We start from the raw sequence: 18644 nt of genomic DNA on the forward strand, positions 1-18644 counted from the left end.
TACCCCTGCGCAACGAGGTTTTGCGGACAGTCTCTTTAATGGCTTTAATGAACATCATTTTAGCTATAATTAAAGAGAACTTACTTCCGTGAATCAATTATTCAGGAGAAAGTATTATGTTTATGACGAGCAAAAAAATGACCGCCGCTGTTCTGGCAATTACCCTGGCGATGTCTCTGAGCGCTTGCTCTAATTGGTCTAAACGTGACCGTAACACTGCGATCGGTGCAGGGGCTGGGGCGTTGGGCGGTGCCATTTTAACTGACGGTAGCACGCTGGGTACGCTTGGCGGGGCTGCGGTAGGTGGTGTTATCGGCCATCAGGTAGGTAAATAATCTACGGTCGACCGGCTCGAAATAATAATACGGTAATTCTTTACAGGTCTTTACTCTAAATATACACAGTGAAATTTAAAGCCACGATAAATAACTATCGTGGCTTTTTTCATTAGCCGCCCGCCAGTTTAACTTTCATTCCTTTGGCTTCCAGTAATGATTTAATCAGATCGCGCTTATCGCCCTGAATTTCAATTATTCCCTCTTTAACCGCCCCACCGCAGCCGCATTTTTTCTTCAGCTCTGCGGCCAGTTTGGTCAGTTCAGCATCATCCATATCAATGCCGGTAACGAGGCACACCCCCTTACCTTTCCGCCCGCTGGTCTGGCGCTGAATACGGACGATACCATCACCCTTTGGGCGTTCAACCGCCGCTTTCGGTTCGTCAATCCGGCCCGTTTCCGTGGAATAGACCAGACGGTTGTCAGAATTGTTCATCAGGCTCCCCGTTTCAGTGAGGCATTAATGGCCTTCAGGGTTTGCGCAGGGTCAGCAGACTGCGTAACCGGTCGTCCTATAACCATATAGTCCACGCCCGCCGCCATCGCCTGTTCCGGCGTCATGATACGGCGCTGATCGCCAGCGTCAGACCCCTGAGGACGAATACCCGGCGTTACCAGCTTAAACTCTGTGCCAAATTCCTGCTTAAAGCGCACCGCTTCCTGCGCCGAGCAGACCACGCCATCCAGCCCACAATTTTGCGTCAGGCGCGCCAGACGTTCCGCATGCTCAGCCGGTGACAATGTCACGCCAAGATCCGCCAGATCGCTGGCTTCCATGCTGGTCAGTACCGTCACCGCAATCAGCAATGGCGCATCCTTACCCAGCGGCAGTAAGGCTTCGCGCGCTGCGGTCATCATTCGCGCCCCACCCGACGCATGGACGTTAACCATCCATACGCCCAGATCTGCCGCCGCCGCAACGGCATGTGCCGTGGTATTTGGAATATCATGAAATTTCAGGTCAAGAAAGATATCGAAGCCGCGCTGCTGCAAATCACGAACTAACTGCGGGCCGAACAGCGTGAACATCTCTTTGCCGACTTTCAGGCGGCAATCACGCGGGTCGATTCTGTCGACGAAAGCTAGCGCGTTATCACGATTATTGTAATCCAGAGCAACAACGACAGGAGAATCGGTAACAGCGCGGGAAGAAGATGAAGCAGTAAACGTCATGACCAGACCTTCTTGATGATGGGCACCGGGTGCGGCGCGAAATGGGTAAACGGCGTGCATTCTACCTGCGCAAGGGCAAAATGAACAGGCGCGATTGTACCTCTGCGAGGCGATATTGCCCGGATGCCAGTGTGAGGGACAGGTAAAAATCAATAGGATGTTGTAACTAAAATACAGACTTTTTTAAAACTACTGCCCGTCGAGGCCACGAATAGGTTTAATCGTCGACCACGCCCGGCAGGAAGGACAATGCCAGTACATGGTATAGGCGGTAAACCCGCACTTCTGGCAGCGATAACGCGGTTTGCTGCGCACCTGCTCACCGACCATATCACGCAGCACCATCAGGCTCTCTTTCGCGCGTCCTTCTTCTGCCTCATTGAGGTGATAATCCATCAGCTTATGAAACACCCGCATGGTCGGATGGCGCTGTAACTGGCGAGTGATATAGACCTGCGCAGTGTCGTGCCCTTCCCGCGCTTCCAGAATATCGGCAAGCATCAACTCAGCGGCGGCGCCGGTGTTTTCTTCCACGGCCCGACGTAAGAACTCCGCCCATTCATCATTTTTACCAAGCTGCTGATAGCACGTCTGCAACATCTCCAGCGTTTCACTGACCAGTTCTTTATCCTGGGAGATAACCCGCTGTAAGCTCTCCACCGCTTTGGCGTATTCCCCCTTTGCCATAAACACACGGCCCATCATGATAGAAACACGGGCGCTGTTTTTGTCTGCGGCGGCGCCTTTTTTCAGCAACGTCATGGCGCGATCCATATCATCGCAGCCCATCTGTTGCAGCGCCAGCTCACAATAGAAATGTGCGATCTCAATGCGCTGCTTATCTTTGCCGAGCTTCACCAGCCGCTCAGCCACATCAATCGCTTTCTGCCAGTCGCTGGTCGCCTGATAAATTTGCAACAGCTGTTGCAACGCCCCTACGCGGAAATCCGTTTCATCCGTAAGCTGGTTGAACATATCTTCCGCCCGGTCATACAACCCGGCCGCCATGTAATCACGCCCCAGTTGCTGCACAGCCAGCAGACGCTGCTCATAAGTCAGCGACGCGCTTTCCATTAAGGTCTGGTGGATGCGGATGGCGCGGTCTACTTCACCGCGAGAGCGAAACAGGTTTCCAAGAGTGAGATGAGCCTCAACGGTGCCGGTATCCTCTTTCAGCATGTCGAGGAACAGATCCACCGCTTTATCCTGTTGGTTACTCAGGAGGAAGTTAACCCCCGCCACATAGTCGCGAGAAAGACGGTTAGCTTCGTCCTGTTTTGTTTGTTGCGCACTTCTGCGACCCATATACCAGCCATAGGCTGCCGCTACAGGTAAAAGCAGAAACAACAACTCCAGCATAAATGATTATTCCTTCACAACCGACGAATCGGCAGATACCGCAACGTCGGTCGCAGGCGAAAGCTGGTTTTCCAGTCGTTTGATTTTACGTTCGGAACGCACCAGGGAGACGCGAACACGCAGCCAGAACAGGCCGCAAATTAGCCAACCAATAGCAAAGCCTGCGGCAAATAAAACGGCAAGCAACGTAGAAATACGGTACTCCCCTTGAGCCAGCAGGTAATTAAACGTTACCTGTTGATCGTTCTGCGCACCCAATGTCACCGAAATAACAAAAATCGCCAACACCAGTAAGAAAATGAGTAAATATTTCACATTACTTCCCGTTATGTGGTTTGAGCGAATAAATCGTGTTCAACTTACCGCATTCAGCCCTTTAAATTACCATTTTCGCGACGCGCGCGAAACGGAAAAGCGTTCTGTCCACTCATGATTTAAGGGCAAATTACGGAAAATCAACCACCGTCAACGTTCTTGCTCCCGCTGCGCTATCTCGCGAGCCTCTTCAACGGGTGGCGTAAGCGGCCCGCAAATGCGCTGAGCAAGCCAGGTCGCCAGCGTCACCAGAAGCCAGGATATCAACGTCGCGACAACTAAATCACGCGGCCAATGCATACCCAACAACAGGCGACTCCCCATAACACTTGTCGCCCAGACTAACAAAATCGCAATCGTAAGGGTACGCCTGCGCGGCCATAATAGTCCTACCGCCAACAACGCCCAACTTGCGGCAAACAGGGTATGCCCGGAAGGAAACGCGAATCCGGTCTCTTTTTGCCAGTGTTGACGCAGAAAAGCCGGAATATCCTGCTGCCCGGACAGTTGTTCTTTGACTAAGTGCCCGCGTTCTTTACGTTTTAAAGTGTAGAACTCATCAACGGGAATATGGTGCGTTTTTTCCAGCCAAATAACAAAGGGTCGGGGTTCCTGCACCCGCTCCTTCACCAGCGATTTTACCCCCTGGCCCAGCAGGATCGCACCGGCCAGAATAGCAAAAAGCATCATTGCGGCTTTCAGGCGAAATCTCAGGCACCAAAGAAACCAGGCGCACAGAAGCACATGCGTAATAATTCCCCACGGCTGCGTCACCGTTTCTGTCACCCAGTATAAGGATTTTAACCACCAGACCGAGTGTCCGGGTTGCCAGTTCCAGCCTGAAATCCATACGCTAACCGGCATCACAAGCAACAGAGCAGCGCCCACGGTTGTGCGCTTCGCAATCGAAAGCATGACCTCTCCTTTCGTCGATAAGTGCCACAATCATAACTGAAAACCTGGCGTGCCGGAAAATTGACAAATTTGTGCCATTCCAAAAGCGATCGCACGGCAGCGATTAGGTGAAGTCCGCCGCCTTATGGCAAAATAGCAACATACAGAAGCCAATTGGCGATGACACCAGCATTATCTGGAGAAATACATGCAGCTTAAACGAGTGGCAGAAGCCAAACTGCCAACCCCATGGGGCGATTTCCTGATGGTGGGATTTGAAGAACTGGCAACCGGACACGACCACGTCGCGCTGGTTTATGGCGATATCGCTGGTCAAACCCCTGTCCTGGCTCGCGTCCATTCAGAATGTCTGACCGGCGACGCATTGTTTAGTCTGCGCTGCGATTGTGGTTTTCAGTTAGAGGCGGCGCTGACGCATATCGCGGAAGAAGGTCGCGGTATTCTGCTCTACCACCGTCAGGAAGGACGTAATATTGGCCTGCTCAATAAGATTCGCGCCTACGCGTTGCAGGATCAGGGCTACGATACCGTAGAAGCCAACCATCAGCTGGGGTTTGCCGCCGATGAGCGTGATTTCACCCTGTGTGCCGATATGTTTAAACTGCTGGGCGTCGATGAAGTCCGTCTGCTGACCAATAACCCGAAGAAAGTCGAAATTCTGACGGAAGCAGGTATCAATATTGTTGAGCGCGTACCGCTGATTGTTGGCCGTAACCCAAATAACGAACACTATCTGGATACCAAAGCCGCTAAGATGGGGCATTTATTGGGTAAATAAATTTTTGCTATTAAAGGCCTGATAAGCACCGCGCTATCAGGCCTTTTTTATGTCTTAATGCAACATATTACGAATCACATAATGCAGAATGCCGTCATTCTGGTAGTAGGTTAATTCAGTTGCGGTATCGATACGGCACCGGCACGAAATCACCTCTGTGCTGCCATCCACTTTGGTTAACGTCACCGGAATGGCGGCGCCAGGCTTCAGGTTTTGCAAACTGGCAATATCAATTGTCTCCTCACCAGTTAACCCGAGCGTTTTACGCGTAACGCCCTGCGGGAACTCCAGCGGTAGAATCCCCATACCAATCAGGTTTGAACGGTGAATACGTTCAAACGACTCGGCAATCACGACGCGAATACCCAGCAAACGCGGGCCTTTAGCCGCCCAGTCACGGCTGGAACCGGAACCGTACTCTTTACCCGCAATCACCGCCAGCGGCGTTTTCTCCTGCTGATACAGCATCGCTGCATCATAGATGGAGATCACCTCCGTCCCCGGCAAATGTCGGGTCATTCCCCCTTCAACGCCGGGAACCATTTCGTTGCGGATACGAATATTCGCGAACGTACCGCGCATCATCACTTCATGGTTTCCACGGCGCGAACCGTAGGAGTTGAAGTCCCGACGCTCAACGCCATGATTCTGCAAATAGCGCCCTGCCGGGCTGTCCGCCTTTATGCTGCCCGCCGGGGAGATGTGGTCAGTGGTGACGGAATCACCCAGCATGGCCAGAATACGGGCGCCATGAATATCCTCAACCGGATCGGGTTGAACCTGCATTTCGTCAAAGAACGGCGACAAGCGGATATAGGTGGAGTCATCCTGCCAGCCATAGGTGTCTGAGCGATCAACATTGATCGCTTTCCATTCCGGCGTCCCTTCAAAAACCTCGGCATACTCTTTGTGGAACATTTCCGACGACACCAGTTCAACGGCGCGGGCGATCTCCTGCGCGGAAGGCCAGATATCCTTCAGATAAACCGGGTCGCCTTTGCGATCGTGGCCCAGCGGCTCTTTCGCCAGGTTAATATTCATATTGCCCGCCAGCGCATAGGCGACAACCAGCGGCGGCGACGCCAGCCAGTTGGTTTTCACCAGCGGATGGATTCGGCCTTCAAAGTTACGGTTGCCGGAAAGTACCGCGCCTACCGTCAAGTCGCCCTTTTTGATTGCCGTTTCGATAGGCTCCGGCAGTGGGCCGGAGTTACCAATACAGGTGGTGCACCCATACCCCACCAGATTAAAGCCAAGCTCATCAAGATAAGGCGTGAGTTTCGCCTGCGCCAGGTAATCCGAGACCACTTTCGATCCCGGCGCCAGCGAGGCTTTCACCCACGGCTGCCGTTTCAGTCCCAGCGTTACCGCTTTTTTCGCCAGCAAACCGGCGGCCATCAGCACGCTGGGGTTTGAAGTATTGGTACAGGAGGTGATAGCCGCAATCACGACAGCGCCGTCCGGGAGCTGGTATTGATGGCCGTTCATAACATAATCGATTGGCTGCCGGTCTTTTTGCGCGGTGTTCAGTTCCAGCTCCGTGCTCGCGGCGAAGGCTTTAGGCACATCTGCCAGCGCAACCCGATCCTGCGGGCGCTTCGGCCCGGCAAGGCTCGCCTCGACATCCCCCATATCCAGTTCCAGCGAACTGGTGAAAACAGGTTCATCGCCAGGGTTTCGCCACATCCCCTGCGCTTTGGCATAGGTTTCGACCAGCTCAACCTGCTCCTCGCTACGGCCGCTTAAACGCATATATTCGAGGGTGATGCCATCAATCGGAAAGAAGCCGCAGGTCGCGCCATATTCCGGCGACATGTTTGCTATCGTCGCGCGATCGGCCAGTGGCAAGGAGTCCAGACCGTCGCCGTAGAATTCAACGAATTTACCAACGACGCCGTGTTTACGCAGCATCTGGGTCACGGTCAGCACCAGGTCGGTCGCGGTGATACCTTCACGCAGCTTACCGGTCAACTTGAAGCCAACAACATCGGGAATGAGCATTGAGACCGGCTGGCCCAGCATCGCGGCTTCCGCTTCAATCCCCCCGACGCCCCATCCCAGCACGCCAAGGCCGTTGATCATCGTGGTGTGGGAGTCGGTACCGACCAGCGTGTCCGGGTATGCGACCCACTCTCCCGCCTGCAATTCGCTCCAGACGGCCTTGCCAAGGTACTCCAGGTTCACCTGGTGGCAGATCCCGGTTCCTGGCGGCACCACGCTGAAGCGACTAAAAGCCTGTTGCCCCCATTTCAGGAACACATAGCGCTCATGGTTGCGTTCCATTTCCAGACGCACGTTCTCTTCGAAAGCGTCATCATCGCCAAAGCGATCGACCGTTACCGAGTGGTCAATAACAAGGTCTACCGGGGATAGCGGATTCACTTTCGCAGTATCCCCGCCGCGGCGTTTGACCGCTTCGCGCATGGCGGCCAGATCCACCACCGCCGGGACGCCGGTAAAATCCTGCATTAATACACGGGCGGGTCGATAGGCAATTTCGCGGTCGGCATGGGCTTTTTTCAGCCACCCGGCTAACGCCTGAATATCTTCTTCGGTAACAGAGTCGCCGTCCTGCCAGCGCAGCAGGTTTTCAAGCAGAACTTTTAGCGACTTGGGCAAGCGGGTAATATCGCCCAGTTTTTTGGCAGCCAGGGGCAGACTGTAGTAATGATAGGTTTTGTCTTTGGCCTGCAACGTGTCCTTACTGGCTTCTCGTAGGGTTGACGACATAGCTCCTCCTTAATAACAGGGTTGGATACCCTGACTCTCCTCAGGGTTAGTATTAAAGATAACACAAACAGAATGTAACGTTTTGATAACAACCCGAATTGATAAAAGAGGAGAAACCTTACGGACGGGAATTGGCATGCGCAGGCCCGATGACGTTGCGCCATCGGGCATTGACCGGCATACGATCAGAAAGAGACAATCCAGATAAGTTGAGCCCAGAACAAGAGCGATACTGAGAACGCCCCAATCCATGACCAATATTTAAGATTCACAGTTTGCATAGGCTACACCGACATTTGTTTAATACTTTATGCTGAGATTTACTCAGCGCTTATTGCTGTGGTGTATAAGAAAATACAGTACGGGATGTTAATGACCTGTACTGGAAATGATGATTAAAAAAATCGCCAATTATTGTTTCTGTTGCTCATCTTCAGCGAATGAATCAATAAATGCCTGTTGCTGTTGTGTGAGTTTCCAGGATTCTGGAATATTCGTCACACATTCGCTCCGCGCTTCCTTCACGCTATCACGAGGCTGACGTGCTGGCGTTGAGGGTTGCTGATGTTCCTGCGAAACCATGACTTACCCCCACACTTGCCAGATAACCAGCGCAATCACAACCCAGAACAGCGCAGAGCCGAGGAATACCGCCAGCCATGCTTTGCGTTTAAGCTCGGGGTCCCTGCGGGGTTCCTGGTTTCCAGAAGGCATTGCTAACCTCATACAATCGGCATCACTTATCATTTTAGCACCAAACAATCGGTACAATTAATCATCAGATGAGACAAATCCTAAAGAAACTTTAGTCAAAAATCCAGTGAATTTACGAATCGTTTCCCATGAATAAATCAATCTTTTGACCGGAAATAAATATTTGAAAGGCGGAATTTGCGAGGCGGGTAATTCGAAACTACTTTACTGGCGCTTTTCCATGAATACGATACAGGTAATATGATCGCAGAAAAAACGAAAACCATAATCCATAAATTTAGTGGTTATTCAGGTATCTCCTCATGTCTGGAGATACCTGAAAACTCACGCGCGTGATTACTTTTCCGGTAATTTAATATCGTTAAACATGGCTTCGATTTCTTCGTTAGAACGCAAGGCCACGGCGGTATCCACAACATCGCGCGTCAGATGCGGCGCAAAGCGTTGAATAAAGTCGTACATATAGCTGCGTAAAAACGTGCTGCGGCGAAAACCAATTTTCGTGGTGCTATGGCTGAAAATATCATGCGCATCGACACGCACCAGGTCCGGGTCGGAAATCGGATCGACGGCCATGCTGGCAATCACCCCTACCCCCAGGCCAAGTCGGACGTATGTTTTTATCACGTCCGCATCGGTTGCCGTAAAGACAATACGCGGCGTCAGCCCGGCGCGATTAAACGCGGTATCCAGCTCGGAGCGCCCGGTAAAGCCAAAGGTGTAAGTCACCAGCGGATACTGTGCCAGTTCCTCAATCGTCACCGATGATTTAGCGGCCAGCGGGTGCTCTGGCGTGACGACGATAGAGCGATTCCAGTGGTAGCATGGCAGCATCACCAGATCGTCATACAGGTGCAGCGCTTCGGTAGCGATAGCGAAGTCGGCATTCCCTTTCGAAACCGCTTCTGCGATTTGCGTGGGCGACCCCTGATGCATATGCAATGAAACGCGAGGATAGCGCTCAATAAAGCCCTTGATCACATTTGGCAGCGCATAGCGCGCCTGAGTGTGCGTGGTGGCAATATACAGAGAACCTTTATCCGGCCAGGTGTGTTCGCCCGCCACGGACTTGATGGCATCGACTTTGGACAACACTTCGCGCGCAATGCGAATAATTTCCTGCCCCGCTGGCGTCACTTGCGTCAGGTGTTTACCGCTGCGCGCGAAAATCTGGATGCCAAGCTCATCTTCCAGCATACGAACTTGCTTACTGATGCCCGGCTGGGAGGTGTAAAGCCCTTCGGCGGTGGAAGAGACATTAAGGTTGTGATTAACCACCTCAACAATGTAGCGAAGCTGCTGTAATTTCATGTTAAACCATCCAGATTAGCGCCGTCATGTCATCGTTTGATAAGCAGCACGTCACGCGCTGCTAATACGATTTAATAATAAAAAAGCCGTTAACTATAACCACTATATCATTTATATCAGAGCTGTATAGATGCGAAGAAAAAATAATAAGCCCGGAATAAAAAAGGGCCGCTTGCGCGACCCTCTTAAGTGAAATTCAGCCAGGTGACTGTTATTTCTTACCTTCTACCCACTTGCCATCAACGAAGAATGCGGACCATCCCGTCGCTTTCCCGTCTTTTTCAGCGGCAACATACTGCTGTTTCGTCTTACGGCTAAAACGCACCAGCGTCTTATTGCCTTCCGGGTCCTGCTGCGGCGCATCGGCCAGATAACGCAGTTTTTCCGGCAGACGGTCGCGGAAGCGGTACAACTCTTCCACTAACGGCGCACGCGTTTCACGCGATTTAGGGAAGGTATTCGCCGCGAGGAAGATCCCTGCGGCGCCGTCACGCAGCACGAAATACGCGTCCGATTTCTCGCACGGCAGTTCCGGCAACGGCACCGGATCTTCTTTCGGCGGCGCGACTTCACCGTTACGCAGAATCTTACGGGTATTTTTACATTCGTCGTTAGTACAGGCCATGTACTTACCAAAACGCCCCATTTTCAGGTGCATTTCAGAGCCACATTTTTCGCACTCAACGATCGGGCCGTCATAACCTTTAATGCGGAACTCGCCCTCTTCGATTTCGTAACCGTCGCAGGTCGGGTTATTACCGCAGACATGCAGCTTGCGTTTCGGATCGATCAGGTAGCTGTCCATTGCGGTGCCGCACTTCTGGCAACGACGTTTTGCACGCAAGGCGTTGGTTTCCGCATCATCGCCTTCCAGTACGTTCAGCACTTCATTTTCCGGCACCAGGTTGATGGTGGTTTTGCAGCGCTCTTTCGGCGGTAGCGCATAGCCGGAACATCCCAGGAACACGCCGGTGCTGGCGGTGCGAATCCCCATCTTGCGCCCGCATGTCGGGCAGTCGATGCTGGTCAGCACCATCTGGTTAGGGCGCATGCCGCCCTCTTCAGGATCTTTCTCCGCTTTATCAAGCTGCTGAGTAAAATCGCTGAAGAAGTTATCAAGCACGTTTTTCCACTCGGCTTCGTGGCTGGCCACCTTGTCGAGGCTGTCTTCCATCTGGGCGGTGAAATCGTAGTTCATCAGCTCGCGGAAGTTTTCTTCCAGTCGATCGGTGACAATCTCACCCATTTTTTCAGCATAGAAGCGACGGTTTTCCACGCGGACATAACCGCGATCCTGAATGGTCGAGATGATCGACGCATAGGTGGATGGACGACCAATACCGCGTTTTTCCAGCTCTTTAACCAGCGATGCTTCACTGAAGCGCGCCGGTGGTTTGGTGAAGTGCTGCGCCGGGGTCAGTTCAACCAGCGTCAACACATCGCCTTTATTCACCGCAGGCAACGTCCGGTCTTCATCGCCTTTACGCAGCGCAGGCATGACTTTCGTCCAGCCGTCGAAACGCAGAATGCGGCCACGCGCTTTCAGGCGGAAATCACCCGCACCGACCGTCAGCGTGGTGGAATCGTACTGGGCTGGCGTCATCTGACAGGCGACAAACTGACGCCAGATCAACTGATACAGTTTCTGCGCGTCCGCTTCCATATCCTTCAGCGCTTCGGCCATCACCGCAACATCAGAAGGACGGATCGCTTCGTGCGCTTCCTGTGAATTTTCTTTGCTGGCGTACTGGTTCGGGTTCTCCGGCAGGTATTTCTTGCCGAAGCTATCGCTGATATAACCGCGAACCATGTTTACCGCATCCTGGCTCAGGTTGGTGGAGTCAGTACGCATGTAGGTGATGTAGCCCGCTTCGTACAAGCGCTGTGCCATCATCATGGTTTTTTTCACGCCAAAGCCCAGACGCGTGCTCGCCGCCTGTTGCAGCGTCGACGTGATAAACGGCGCGCCAGGCTTGCTGCTGGTCGGTTTATCTTCACGCTCCAGTACGCTGTAACGCGCTTTTTCCAGCAGGCTGACCGCCGCCAGCGTTTGCTCGCGGTTAACCGGACGGAACGGTTTATCATTCTGGTGCGTAACGTCGAGCGGCAAGGCATCGCCAGAAGGCGTTGTCGTGCTGGCGTTCACTTCCCAGAACTCTTCCGGTACGAACGCTTTGATGTCACGTTCGCGCTCAACAACCAGACGCACGGCAACGGACTGTACGCGGCCTGCCGACAGGCCTCGCGCAATTTTTTTCCACAGCAATGGCGACACCATATAGCCCACAACGCGGTCCATAAAGCGGCGCGCCTGCTGCGCGTTAACACGGTCGATATTCAGTTCGCCTGGCTTATCAAACGCCTGGCGAATCGCGTTTTTGGTTATTTCGTTAAACACCACGCGGCTATAGCGCGTGTCATCACCCCCGATCACTTCCCGCAGGTGCCAGGCAATGGCTTCCCCTTCGCGGTCAAGGTCGGTTGCGAGATAGATGTGGTCGGCTTTTTCAGCCAATTGTTTCAGTTCAGAGACGACCTTCTCTTTACCGGGCAGCACTTCATACTGCGCATCCCAGTTATGCCAAGGGTCAACCCCCATTCGGTTGACGAGAGCGCCACGTTCATCCTTTTTGGGCTTTTTAGCCGTTTTGGTGGAGGTAGAGTCGGCGCTCTTTTTAGCTGCTGAGCCACTGGTCGGCAAATCACGGATATGACCGACGCTGGACTTAACCACGTAATCATTACCCAGATACTTGTTGATCGTTTTGGCTTTTGCCGGGGACTCAACGATGACAAGAGCTTTACCCATATTCACCTTTACCTAAATTGATTCTTCCTGGAATGCGTCGCACGTTGATTCACCTTCCACTGGCGACGAGACACCGATATGGTCTCTGTGTCGGCGGATATCAACCCCTTGTACTGACTCAGTGCGCGAAACGTGATCCTCAGGTGACTGAGTTAACAGGCTTTTTAGCACACAAGCGCTATAGCACGACGGAATTTTGGTCGAATGTCAAGCAAATCTGTTGCCAGATTGACGAAAGCGTCACACTGTACCTGATAAAATTCGTTACGCAACTTTATTAGCATGCAAAAACAAATCTCGCCAGTAACAGCACCTTTACAAGACCTTCGTGTTTATCAGGGAATATTTGCCCATAAGCAGCGCCCGGCGTAGACTAATGTCCTTGTTTAAGGAGTAAATAATGCATAAAGACACCCAACCTATCGATCGTGAAACACTGCTGATTGAAGCCAACAAAATCATTCGTGAGCATGAGGACACGCTGGCGGGGATTGTCGCCACCGGTGTGACGCAACGAAACGGCGTGCTGGTCTTCAGCGGCGATTACTTTTTAGACGAGCAAGGTTTACCGACGCCAAAAAGCACCGCCGTGTTTAATATGTTTAAACATCTGGCACATGTGCTTTCTGAGAAGTATCACCTGATCGATTAACGCAGGAAAGGTTTTGCCGGATGGCGGCTACGCCTTATCCGGCCTACAAAACAGTCCGCAGGCCCGGTAAGCATTAGCGCCACCGGGCTCCTTATCCGGCCTACAAAACAGTCCGTAGGCCCGGTAAGCGTTAGCGCCACCGGGCAATGACAATTTTACATCAGCGGTTTTTGTCCGCGCTGCCACCAGCGTAGCAACAAACGATCGGCGCTTTCTGCGGCGCTACCCGTAAACCGATCCATCAATTTCTTACGCTGCATAAAGCGAACGTTGAACACCTCATAACCGTCCATCAAGCGGAGAATAACGTCATCACTGGTGTTGATTTCGTCCACCAGACCTTTCTCCAGCGCCTGTTGGCCATACCAGTGCTCGCCTGTGGCCACCTGTTCGATATCCAGCACAGGACGCATCTGCTGCACAAAATGCTTAAACAGGTGATGGGTTTCATTCAGATCTTCACGGAATTTCTGGCGCCCTTCCTCCGTGTTCTCGCCAAGCAGCGTCAGCGTGCGCTTATACTGGCCCGCCGTGTGCAGCTCAATATCGATATCCTTCCCTTTCAAAAAGCGATTAAAGTTAGGGATTTGCGCCACAACGCCAATAGAGCCGACAATCGCAAACGGCGCCGAAACAATTTTGTCGGCCACACAGGCCATCATGTAACCGCCGCTGGCGGCGACTTTGTCCACCGTTACCGTCAACGGGATCTGCTTATCGCGCAGACGCTGCAATTGCGAAGCCGCCAGGCCATAGCCATGCACAACGCCGCCGGGACTTTCCAGACGCACGACCACCTGATCCTGCGGTTTAAACGCCGCTAACACCGCCGTCACCTCCTCACGCAGCGCGCTGACTTCGTGGGCATCCATACTGCCTTTAAAATCCAGCACCCAGGCACGAGGTTTCCCCGTCGCGGCATTTTCCCCCTGCTTTGCTTTCGCTTTCGCCGCTTTTGCCTCCAGCTTCAGCTTTTTTTTCTGCGCTTTATGCCAGAGTTTTTGTTGATGGCCGTCCATCAGCGCCGTCGCCAGATCGTCCTTCATCTCTTTATATTGCTCGCTGAGATTCGTTACCCGCAGCTCCCCACGCTGGCGTTTACGCTGGGCAGCATTCACGATCAGCATCACAATGACGGCGATTGCCACCACGACAGTGACGATTTTTGCCAAAAACAACCCATATTCAGACAACAATTCCACGAGTCCCACCTTGGTTACACAACGCTATTTTGGCTCAGTGTACAACAGGCGTGTTAGCCCGTCTCGTTTGATCCTGCGTTGCGGTTACTGGGTGAAAAGTATGACAAAGTGTTCATTTTTCGGCGTTATCGCCGTTGACTGATTGAAATGACGCGGGCTTTCAGGCATAAAGCCGAAAAGTTAAAGAGAAGATAAGACAACTGGCAGGGTGACCCAACGCGTCGCCGAGGAGTAGCCGTGCATTACCAACCTAAACAAGATCTATTGCAAAATCGCATTATTCTGGTCACTGGCGCCAGTGATGGCATTGGCCGCGAAGCCGCGCTCACCTATGCGCGCTACGGCGCAAACGTCATTTTGCTGGGTCGAAATGAAGAAAAACTGCGTCAGGTCGCACAGACTGTCGCCGAAGATACAGGCGCATTGCCACAGTGGTTTACGCTGGATCTACTGACCTGCACCGCTGAAGAGTGCCACCAGTTAGGCCAGCGGATTGCAGCGCACTATCCACGACTGGATGGCGTTCTGCATAACGCCGGGTTATTGGGCGATATCTGCCCAATGAGCGAACAAAATCCGCACGTCTGGCAGGATGTTATGCAAGTTAACGTCAATGCGACATTCATGCTGACCCAGGCGCTGCTTCCTTTATTACTTAAATCCGACGCCGGTTCGCTGGTCTTTACCTCATCAAGCGTCGGTCGTCAGGGACGCGCCAACTGGGGCGCTTACGCCACCTCTAAATTCGCCACCGAAGGCATGATGCAGGTACTGGCGGACGAATACCAGAACCACCCCTTACGTGTAAATTGCATCAACCCAGGCGGCACGCGCACGAGTATGCGCGCCAGCGCCTTCCCTACGGAAGATCCACAGAAGTTAAAAACGCCCGCCGATATCATGCCCCTCTATTTGTGGCTGATGGGCGATGACAGCCGCCGTAAAACCGGCATGACTTTTGATGCCCAGCCGGGCCGTAAACCAGGAATCGCCCAATGACTGAAGAACGCTATCAACAACGCCAGCAGCGTGTGAAAGACCGGGTCGACGCCCGCGTTGCGGCGGCGCAGGACGAACGCGGCATCATCATCGTGTTTACCGGCAACGGTAAAGGCAAAACCACGGCGGCATTCGGCACCGCAACGCGCGCCGTCGGCCACGGTAAAAAAGTGGGCGTAGTGCAGTTCATTAAAGGCACATGGCCTAACGGCGAGCGCAATCTGCTGGAGCCCCACGGCGTGGAGTTTCAGGTGATGGCGACCGGGTTCACCTGGGAAACGCAAAATCGCGAAACCGACACCGCAGCCTGTATGGCTGTCTGGGAACATGGCAAACGTATGCTGGCGGACCCAACGTTGGATATGGTCGTGCTGGATGAACTGACCTACATGGTGACGTATGACTATCTGCCGCTTGAAGAGGTCATCAATGCCTTAAATGCCCGTCCGCAGAATCAGACGGTAATTATTACCGGTCGCGGTTGTCATCGCGATATTCTGGAACTGGCCGACACGGTCAGCGAGCTGCGTCCGGTCAAACATGCTTTTGAAGCGGGCGTAAAGGCCCAGATGGGAATTGATTATTAGGAAACGGTGCCGGATGACGGCGTAAACGCTTTATCCGGCCTACAGGCAAAACGTAGGCCCGGTAAGCGTAAGCGCCACCGGGCATTCAGCATCAACCGTTGTTGTTACGACCGCCTGAACGACGACCGCCGCCAACCTGGCTGTGACGCTTCACCGCACGGCGAATCTGGTTCGCCTTCATACGACGTCGGTCTTTCTCGACGGCCACTTTGGAGGTGGTTTCCGGCGCCAGCTGCACCAGTTCACGCAGATAGTTGGTCTGCGCCAGGTCCAGTTCGGTCCAGCCACCGCGCGGCAGCCCTTTCGGCAATGGAATATCGCCATAGCGCACGCGGATCAGTCGGCTAACCTGCACGCCAACCGCTTCCCACAGACGACGTACCTCACGGTTACGCCCTTCGGTCAGCGTGACGTTGTACCACTGGTTAATACCCTCACCACCGCTGAATTTGATGGTCTTAAACGCCGCCGGGCCATCTTCCAGTTGAACGCCACGACTCAGGTCACGCAGCTTGGCGTCATCAACCTGACCAAATACGCGCACGGCGTATTCACGCTCAACTTCACGACTCGGGTGCATCAGACGGTTCGCCAGTTCGCCATCCGTCGTGAACAACAGCAAACCGCAGGTATTCACATCCAGACGACCTACGGCAATCCAGCGCGCGCCGCGCAGTTTCGGTAAGCGATCAAAAACGGTAGGACGACCTTCCGGGTCGTTACGGGTGCACAGCTCACCTTCTGGTTTGTAATAGGCCAGAACGCGACAAATTTGTTCCGCAGACTCTTTCACCGAGATCAGATGACCGTCGATACGGATTTTCAGACCCGGCGTGATTTCAACGCGATCGCCAAGCGTGGCGATTTTGCCGTCAACGCTTACGCGACCTGCTTCAATAATGGATTCAATTTCACGGCGAGAACCGTGGCCAGCGCGAGCCAGCACTTTTTGTAACTTTTCGCTCATAGAGCTTCCTTCAGGTGTCGCCTTCACAGGCGTCGAACAGGAGAATCAACGGCGCTTTACAGCGCCATTTTAAGGCCGCGTAGTATACAGAGTTGCGCCCTTATAAGAAAGGTTTAACGTCACCAACGCCTTCGCGCAAGACAACCGGGGAATCATCGGTTAAATCAATCACCGTGGTCGGTTGCTGGCCGAGGTAACCGCCGTGAATGATCAAATCGACCTGTTTTTCCAGGCGGTCTTTGATCTCTTCCGGGTCGGACTCGGTAAATTCGCTGCCGGGCAGCATCAGCGAGGTGGAGAGCATCGGTTCGCCCAGCGCTTCCAGCAGTGCCAGCGCGATCGGGTTCGACGGCACGCGCAGACCGATTGTTTTCCGTTTTTCCTGTAACAGGCGGCGCGGCACGTCTTTCGTTCCCTTCAGGATAAAAGTGTAGTTGCCCGGCGTATTGTTTTTAATTAAGCGAAAGGCGACGTTATCGACAAACGAATAGGTCGATAACTCAGACAGATCCCGACACATCAGCGTGAAGTTATGCCCGTCCGGCAGGTGGCGAATGCGGCAGATGCGCTCCATCGCCCCTTTATCTTCGATTTTACAACCCAGCGCATAGCCGGAATCGGTTGGATAAACAATCACCCCGCCTTTACGCACAATTTCAACCGCCTGATTGATCAGCCGTTGTTGCGGGTTTTCAGGATGAATATAAAAAAACTGGCTCATACTTCCCTCACTGTGGTGTTTGTGGCTCTTCCCACAACTGCCATACGCCTTCGACGCCTGCTGGCAGCCAGAGCTTGCGACCCAGTTCAATCCACGGGCACGGCTGATGAAAATCAGAGCCTTGTGATGCCCATAAATGGTGCTGGCGCGCATAGGTCGCCAGTTGGGTTCGCTCATTGGGCGACTGCTGGCATTGCGCCACTTCCATCGCATCACCGCGATGCAGCGCAAAATACGCAATCAACCTTTTCAGCCACTTAGCGCTAAGGTCGTAGCGGCCCGGATGGGCCAATACTGCCTTACCGCCAGAATGATGAATCACATCAATAGCTTGTTCTATTGTACACCACTGTGGCGGAACGTATCCGGTTTTCCCACGCGCAAGGTATTTTTTAAAAACATCGGCAATGCTCCCGGCTTTGCCGCACTCCACCAGAAAACGGGCGAAATGCCCGCGCGTCACGGCCCCACCGTCGGCAAGCCGCAAAGCGCCTTCCCACGCCCCAGGAATATGCGCTTTCTCCAGACGCTCGGCAATCAGACGCGCACGCTGCTGACGACGTTCGGTTTGTTTCGCCAGGAACGCGCACATCGCCGGATGCGCAATGTCGATATTCAGACCCACAATATGGATCTCATGATTTTCCCAGACAGTTGAAATTTCCACGCCAGGAATCAGGTTCAGGACAAGCCCGGAACGTGAAATTTCTTCTCTTGCCGCCGGAATAGCGGCTGTGGTGTCATGATCGGTGATCGCCAGTGTGCCGACTCGCATCTCTACCGCACGATGTACTAACGCTTCTGGCGTTAACCGACCATCGGACGCCGTTGTATGACTGTGCAGGTCGTAAATCACTGCGTAATTCGTGTCGCTCAAGGCGGCTCCCGTCTTAATAAATGTTCTTTCACAAACATCATAACGGTTCCGGCAAATATACTGAAATCAGGTGTTGACTTTATTTCATTGAACTAGTTAACTAGTACGCAAGTTCACATAAAGAAGGTATCTGAGATGAAAACAACATTCGTACTGCACGGTTGGTGGCGCACTTCCTGATTTCGGGCAGTGTATGA

Annotated in this window: 20 protein-coding genes, 1 pseudogene and 1 other annotated feature (1 of these 22 only partly in view); of the genes and pseudogenes, 6 read left to right on the plus strand and 15 right to left on the minus strand. The window is 53.1% G+C overall.

Features of this window, described 5'->3' with window-relative positions; translation table 11 throughout:
- Positions 1–116 precede the first annotated feature (116 nt).
- Positions 117–335 (plus strand): osmotically-inducible lipoprotein OsmB, encoded by a 219-nt coding sequence (gene osmB / locus OGY62_RS09890; protein WP_012132246.1) that lies wholly within the window; start codon positions 117–119, stop codon positions 333–335.
- Positions 336–447: 112 nt separating this feature from the next.
- Here the strand turns inward: osmB and yciH are convergent, their stop codons facing one another.
- From yciH to pgpB, 5 genes are all read right to left on the minus strand, one after another.
- The gene (gene yciH, locus OGY62_RS09895; RefSeq protein WP_058669222.1) at positions 448–774 is read right to left on the minus strand and encodes a stress response translation initiation inhibitor YciH; all 327 of its coding nucleotides are present in this window, start codon (positions 772–774) and stop codon (positions 448–450) included.
- A complete protein-coding gene (gene pyrF / locus OGY62_RS09900) occupies positions 774–1511 on the minus strand; it encodes an orotidine-5'-phosphate decarboxylase (RefSeq protein ID WP_286459688.1) in 738 nt (245 codons plus the stop codon). The genes yciH and pyrF overlap by 1 nt, the downstream gene beginning before the upstream one ends.
- A gap of 189 nt (positions 1512–1700) precedes the next feature.
- Entirely contained in the window at positions 1701–2870 is a 1170-nt protein-coding gene (gene lapB, locus OGY62_RS09905) for a lipopolysaccharide assembly protein LapB (RefSeq protein WP_012132243.1), read from the minus strand.
- A 6-nt stretch (positions 2871–2876) separates the two neighbouring features.
- Positions 2877–3185, minus strand: a complete 309-nt coding sequence (locus OGY62_RS09910) for a LapA family protein (RefSeq protein WP_286459690.1) — start codon at positions 3183–3185, stop codon at positions 2877–2879.
- A 150-nt stretch (positions 3186–3335) separates the two neighbouring features.
- Positions 3336–4100, minus strand: coding sequence for a phosphatidylglycerophosphatase B (pgpB, locus tag OGY62_RS09915; protein WP_012132240.1), 765 nt, complete (start codon positions 4098–4100; stop codon positions 3336–3338).
- A gap of 187 nt (positions 4101–4287) precedes the next feature.
- Here pgpB and ribA point away from each other — a divergent pair, with 187 nt between their 5' ends.
- On the plus strand, positions 4288–4878 hold the full coding sequence (gene ribA, locus OGY62_RS09920; protein WP_286459693.1) for a GTP cyclohydrolase II: 591 nt from the start codon (positions 4288–4290) through the stop codon (positions 4876–4878).
- 54 nt (positions 4879–4932) lie between these two features.
- Here the strand turns inward: ribA and acnA are convergent, their stop codons facing one another.
- From acnA to topA, 6 genes are all read right to left on the minus strand, one after another.
- Positions 4933–7608, minus strand: coding sequence for an aconitate hydratase AcnA (gene acnA / locus OGY62_RS09925; protein ID WP_286459695.1), 2676 nt, complete (start codon positions 7606–7608; stop codon positions 4933–4935).
- Positions 7609–7793: 185 nt separating this feature from the next.
- Complete coding sequence (gene ymiC, locus OGY62_RS09930) at positions 7794–7889, minus strand: small membrane protein YmiC (protein WP_223849120.1); 96 nt, start codon at positions 7887–7889, stop codon at positions 7794–7796.
- 130 nt (positions 7890–8019) lie between these two features.
- Positions 8020–8190, minus strand: a complete 171-nt coding sequence (locus OGY62_RS09935; protein ID WP_096753854.1) for a YciX family protein — start codon at positions 8188–8190, stop codon at positions 8020–8022.
- A gap of 3 nt (positions 8191–8193) precedes the next feature.
- Positions 8194–8355 carry a YmiA family putative membrane protein gene (locus OGY62_RS09940; protein ID WP_012132233.1) on the minus strand — a complete coding sequence of 54 codons (162 nt, stop codon included), beginning with the start codon at positions 8353–8355 and terminating at the stop codon, positions 8194–8196.
- A gap of 303 nt (positions 8356–8658) precedes the next feature.
- The gene (gene cysB / locus OGY62_RS09945; protein ID WP_012132231.1) at positions 8659–9633 is read right to left on the minus strand and encodes an HTH-type transcriptional regulator CysB; all 975 of its coding nucleotides are present in this window, start codon (positions 9631–9633) and stop codon (positions 8659–8661) included.
- Positions 9634–9844: 211 nt separating this feature from the next.
- Positions 9845–12442: a type I DNA topoisomerase gene (gene topA / locus OGY62_RS09950; RefSeq protein ID WP_049011909.1), complete on the minus strand. Its 2598-nt coding sequence runs from the start codon at positions 12440–12442 to the stop codon at positions 9845–9847.
- Positions 12443–12842: 400 nt separating this feature from the next.
- Here topA and OGY62_RS09955 point away from each other — a divergent pair, with 400 nt between their 5' ends.
- Positions 12843–13094 carry a YciN family protein gene (locus OGY62_RS09955; protein ID WP_003020616.1) on the plus strand — a complete coding sequence of 84 codons (252 nt, stop codon included), beginning with the start codon at positions 12843–12845 and terminating at the stop codon, positions 13092–13094.
- A gap of 155 nt (positions 13095–13249) precedes the next feature.
- On the opposite strand, the gene sohB is transcribed toward OGY62_RS09955, so the two are convergent.
- Positions 13250–14296, minus strand: a complete 1047-nt coding sequence (gene sohB, locus OGY62_RS09960) for a protease SohB (protein WP_024130302.1) — start codon at positions 14294–14296, stop codon at positions 13250–13252.
- A 237-nt stretch (positions 14297–14533) separates the two neighbouring features.
- Here sohB and OGY62_RS09965 point away from each other — a divergent pair, with 237 nt between their 5' ends.
- Positions 14534–15295, plus strand: a complete 762-nt coding sequence (locus OGY62_RS09965) for a YciK family oxidoreductase (protein WP_047463540.1) — start codon at positions 14534–14536, stop codon at positions 15293–15295.
- Positions 15292–15882 carry a cob(I)yrinic acid a,c-diamide adenosyltransferase gene (gene cobO / locus OGY62_RS09970; RefSeq protein ID WP_112002048.1) on the plus strand — a complete coding sequence of 197 codons (591 nt, stop codon included), beginning with the start codon at positions 15292–15294 and terminating at the stop codon, positions 15880–15882. The genes OGY62_RS09965 and cobO overlap by 4 nt, the downstream gene beginning before the upstream one ends.
- 91 nt (positions 15883–15973) lie before the next feature.
- Here the strand turns inward: cobO and rluB are convergent, their stop codons facing one another.
- The 3 genes and pseudogenes from rluB to rnm all read right to left on the minus strand — a co-directional run bounded on the left by rluB (position 15974) and on the right by rnm (position 18447).
- The gene (gene rluB / locus OGY62_RS09975; RefSeq protein ID WP_012132223.1) at positions 15974–16849 is read right to left on the minus strand and encodes a 23S rRNA pseudouridine(2605) synthase RluB; all 876 of its coding nucleotides are present in this window, start codon (positions 16847–16849) and stop codon (positions 15974–15976) included.
- A gap of 100 nt (positions 16850–16949) precedes the next feature.
- Positions 16950–17570, minus strand: a complete 621-nt coding sequence (locus OGY62_RS09980) for an L-threonylcarbamoyladenylate synthase (protein ID WP_012132222.1) — start codon at positions 17568–17570, stop codon at positions 16950–16952.
- Positions 17567–18447, minus strand: a pseudogene (gene rnm, locus OGY62_RS09985) (RNase RNM). The gene OGY62_RS09980 and the pseudogene rnm overlap by 4 nt, the downstream one beginning before the upstream one ends.
- 135 nt (positions 18448–18582) lie before the next feature.
- Here rnm and trpL point away from each other — a divergent pair.
- Complete coding sequence (gene trpL / locus OGY62_RS23305) at positions 18583–18627, plus strand: trp operon leader peptide (protein ID WP_353654535.1); 45 nt, start codon at positions 18583–18585, stop codon at positions 18625–18627.
- Positions 18604–18644 (plus strand) — a sequence feature (Trp leader region); it runs 54 nt beyond the window's last position. (Overlaps the previous gene by 24 nt.)

Origin of the sequence: Citrobacter sp. CK198 (assembly GCF_030333295.1) — a bacterium.
In the GTDB taxonomy this organism is placed as follows: Bacteria; Pseudomonadota; Gammaproteobacteria; order Enterobacterales; family Enterobacteriaceae; genus Citrobacter_B; species Citrobacter_B koseri.

What these genes read in the sequence shown, in the direction of transcription:
- rluB (WP_012132223.1), bottom strand. Translation starts at nt 16,849, where the DNA reads ATGAGCGAAAAGTTACAAAAAGTGCTGGCTCGCGCTGGCCACGGTTCT.
- pyrF (WP_286459688.1), bottom strand. Translation starts at nt 1,511, where the DNA reads ATGACGTTTACTGCTTCATCTTCTTCCCGCGCTGTTACCGATTCTCCT.
- topA (WP_049011909.1), bottom strand. Translation starts at nt 12,442, where the DNA reads ATGGGTAAAGCTCTTGTCATCGTTGAGTCCCCGGCAAAAGCCAAAACG.
- OGY62_RS09935 (WP_096753854.1), bottom strand. Translation starts at nt 8,190, where the DNA reads ATGGTTTCGCAGGAACATCAGCAACCCTCAACGCCAGCACGTCAGCCT.
- ymiC (WP_223849120.1), bottom strand. Translation starts at nt 7,889, where the DNA reads ATGCAAACTGTGAATCTTAAATATTGGTCATGGATTGGGGCGTTCTCA.
- osmB (WP_012132246.1), top strand. Translation starts at nt 117, where the DNA reads ATGTTTATGACGAGCAAAAAAATGACCGCCGCTGTTCTGGCAATTACC.
- cysB (WP_012132231.1), bottom strand. Translation starts at nt 9,633, where the DNA reads ATGAAATTACAGCAGCTTCGCTACATTGTTGAGGTGGTTAATCACAAC.
- pgpB (WP_012132240.1), bottom strand. Translation starts at nt 4,100, where the DNA reads ATGCTTTCGATTGCGAAGCGCACAACCGTGGGCGCTGCTCTGTTGCTT.
- acnA (WP_286459695.1), bottom strand. Translation starts at nt 7,608, where the DNA reads ATGTCGTCAACCCTACGAGAAGCCAGTAAGGACACGTTGCAGGCCAAA.
- lapB (WP_012132243.1), bottom strand. Translation starts at nt 2,870, where the DNA reads ATGCTGGAGTTGTTGTTTCTGCTTTTACCTGTAGCGGCAGCCTATGGC.
- OGY62_RS09940 (WP_012132233.1), bottom strand. Translation starts at nt 8,355, where the DNA reads ATGATAAGTGATGCCGATTGTATGAGGTTAGCAATGCCTTCTGGAAAC.
- cobO (WP_112002048.1), top strand. Translation starts at nt 15,292, where the DNA reads ATGACTGAAGAACGCTATCAACAACGCCAGCAGCGTGTGAAAGACCGG.
- OGY62_RS09980 (WP_012132222.1), bottom strand. Translation starts at nt 17,570, where the DNA reads ATGAGCCAGTTTTTTTATATTCATCCTGAAAACCCGCAACAACGGCTG.
- ribA (WP_286459693.1), top strand. Translation starts at nt 4,288, where the DNA reads ATGCAGCTTAAACGAGTGGCAGAAGCCAAACTGCCAACCCCATGGGGC.
- OGY62_RS09955 (WP_003020616.1), top strand. Translation starts at nt 12,843, where the DNA reads ATGCATAAAGACACCCAACCTATCGATCGTGAAACACTGCTGATTGAA.
- yciH (WP_058669222.1), bottom strand. Translation starts at nt 774, where the DNA reads ATGAACAATTCTGACAACCGTCTGGTCTATTCCACGGAAACGGGCCGG.